At 55.0% G+C, this 2541-nt stretch carries 3 protein-coding genes; all 3 read right to left on the bottom strand.

Translation table 11 applies throughout. The annotated features are described in order from the left end of the window. Window positions 1-1178, bottom strand: a 1178-nt coding sequence (pcaF, locus tag QLG00_RS01195; protein ID WP_282470376.1) for a 3-oxoadipyl-CoA thiolase, incomplete at its 3' end; no start/stop codon positions are given. Window positions 1179-1184: 6 nt separating this feature from the next. Continuing rightward, the gene (catJ, locus tag QLG00_RS01190) at window positions 1185-1844 is read right to left on the bottom strand and encodes a 3-oxoadipate CoA-transferase subunit B CatJ (RefSeq protein ID WP_025096269.1); all 660 of its coding nucleotides are present in this window, start codon (window positions 1842-1844) and stop codon (window positions 1185-1187) included. A gap of 10 nt (window positions 1845-1854) precedes the next feature. Continuing rightward, window positions 1855-2541, bottom strand: coding sequence for a 3-oxoacid CoA-transferase subunit A (locus tag QLG00_RS01185; RefSeq protein WP_004925451.1), 687 nt, complete (start codon window positions 2539-2541; stop codon window positions 1855-1857).

The following is a 2541-nucleotide window of genomic DNA, read 5'->3' as shown; positions in this document are numbered from 1 at the left end:
CCCTGACCCACGCCGATACACATCGAACACAGCGCATACTTACCGCCCGACTGTTCAAGCTGGTTTAAAGCCGTCGTCACCAGACGCGCACCAGATGCACCCAATGGATGACCCAGTGCAATTGCACCGCCATTCGGATTCACCCGTGCATCATCATCTGCCAGCCCCAAGTCTCGGGTACAGGCCAGTGCCTGTGCAGCAAAGGCTTCGTTCAGTTCAATCACATCCATCTGATCAAGTGTCAGATTGGCCTGCTTAAGTAGCTTTTTGATCGCCGGTGCCGGTGCGAAGCCCATAATGCGCGGCTCGATACCCACCGTGGTGGAGGCAATGATTTTGGCACGTGCTTTAAGCTGGTATTGTGCAACCGCTTCATCTGATGCAATTAAAACTGCTGCTGCACCGTCGTTGATGCCTGACGCATTGCCCGCTGTCACGCTACCTTCCGGCTTTACCACGCCTTTTAGCTTGGCCAGTCCCTCTAGTGTGGTTGAGGCACGTGGATGCTCATCGGTGGCGATCACCACCGGCTCTCCTTTGCGCTGTGGAATCGTGACAGGCACGATTTCTTTTGCAAAGTAGCCTTTGGCCTGTGCCGCCGCGGTGCGTTGCTGGCTGGTGTAGGCAAACTGGTCTTGGTCTTCACGCTGGATGCCAAACTGCTCGGCCACATTTTCTGCGGTTTGCGGCATGGTATCCACACCATACATGGCTTTAAGCTTCGGATTGATGAAGCGCCATCCCATGGTGGTGTCTTCTATCTTCTGGGTGCGTCCAAACGCCCCTTCTGATTTCCCCATCACATACGGTGCGCGGCTCATGCTTTCGACACCCCCTGCAATGATCAGATGGGCTTCGCCTGCTTTGATTGCACGTGCTGCCATGGCGATTGCATCCAGAGATGAGCCACACAGGCGGTTGACCGTCGTTGCCGGCACTTCGACCGGTAGGCCTGCCAGCAGTGCCGACATACGGCCAACGTTACGGTTGTCTTCTCCTGCCTGATTGGCACAGCCGTAGATCACGTCATCGACCTGTGCCCAGTTCACGCTTGGGTTGCGTTCGATCAGGGCGGCAATCGGGCTTGCACCGAGGTCATCCGCACGTACTGGTGCCAATCCGCCTGCATAGCGGCCAAACGGGGTACGGATCGCATCGACGATGTATGCATGTTTCATATTCGGTTATCCTTGGCCTTGTGTCGCATCGATCAGTGTTGCACCGGTCAGGCGTTGTAGTTCTTCAAAGCTTAAACCTTCGACTTTCTCGATCACTTTCAGTCCTTCTGGCACCACATCGATGATGCACAGGTCGGTGTAGATCCGGTCGACACATTTCTGGCCCGTGGCTGGATACGTCAGTTCAGCGACAATCTTCGGCTCACCTTTTTTGGTGACATGATCGGTGGTTACAAAGACTTTTTTTGCCCCAACCGCAAGATCCATGGCTCCACCGACCGACGGTATGGCATCCGGTGCACCGGTGTGCCAGTTGGCCAGGTCTCCATTGGCGGCGATCTGGAATGCGCCTAGTACGCAGATATCCAGATGTCCACCGCGCATCATGGCGAAGGAGTCGCCATGGTGAAAGAAGCAACCGCCTTCGAGCATGGTTACGTATTCTTTGCCTGCGTTGATCAGTTCCGGATCTTCTTCGCCGGCCGCTGGTGGTGGGCCAAAGGCCAGCAGTCCGTTTTCTGAATGTAGAAATACGTCTTTGTCGGCAGGCAGATAGCTGGCAATCTTGGTCGGCAGGCCAATCCCTAGATTGACATAGGAGCCTTCCGGAATATCTTGGGCAACGCGCTGGGCGATCTGGTCACGGGTCAGTTTGTGATAACTCATCTCGATCTCCTTATGGTGCAGCGCTTGCTGGGGTAGATTGGACTGGTACAACGTGTTGAACAAAGATGCCTGGGGTCACCACATTTTCCGGATCGAGTTCTCCTAGTGCCACCACTTCGCTCACTTGTGCGATGGTCACGTTGGCGGCCATGGCCATGATCGGGCCGAAGTTTCGTGCTGATTTGCGATAGACCAGATTGCCCCAGCGGTCACCCTTGTAGGCTTTGATCAGGGCAAAATCGGCCTTGATCGGATTTTCCAGTACGTAGTCTTTGCCATCAAAGTTCAGGGTGGGTTTACCTTCTGCGAGTAAGGTGCCAAAACCGGTTGGGGTGTAGATCGGCCCTAAGCCCATCCCCGCGGCCTGTATGCGGCAGGCCAGATTGCCCTGCGGCACGATTTCGAGTTCAATTTTGCCCGCACGGTATAGCTCGTCAAATACGTAGGAGTCGGCCTGACGTGGGAAGGAACAGATGATCTTTTTAACGGCGCCAGTTTTTAGCAGCTTGGCCAGTCCATAGTCTCCATTGCCGGCATTGTTGCTGACGATGGTCAGGTTCTTGCGACCTAGTTCAATCAGTCCGTCAATCAGCTCGGCGGGTTGACCGGCTGTTCCAAAACCACCAATCAGGATGGTGGCACCGTCGTGGATCTGGGAGAGCGCTTCCGTTAGGGTCGCTGCACTTTTATCTATCAT

Source organism: Acinetobacter sp. V89_7, from assembly GCF_029967895.1.
Classification (GTDB): Bacteria; Pseudomonadota; Gammaproteobacteria; order Pseudomonadales; family Moraxellaceae; genus Acinetobacter; species Acinetobacter soli.
The sequence above is the reverse complement of the archived record's forward strand: the minus strand, read 5'-3'. Positions and strand labels throughout refer to the sequence as shown.

Excerpts from the sequence above, each read along its gene's own strand:
- catJ (WP_025096269.1), bottom strand. The coding sequence starts at position 1,844 with ATGAGTTATCACAAACTGACCCGTGACCAGATCGCCCAGCGCGTTGCC.
- QLG00_RS01185 (WP_004925451.1), bottom strand. The coding sequence starts at position 2,541 with ATGATAGATAAAAGTGCAGCGACCCTAACGGAAGCGCTCTCCCAGATC.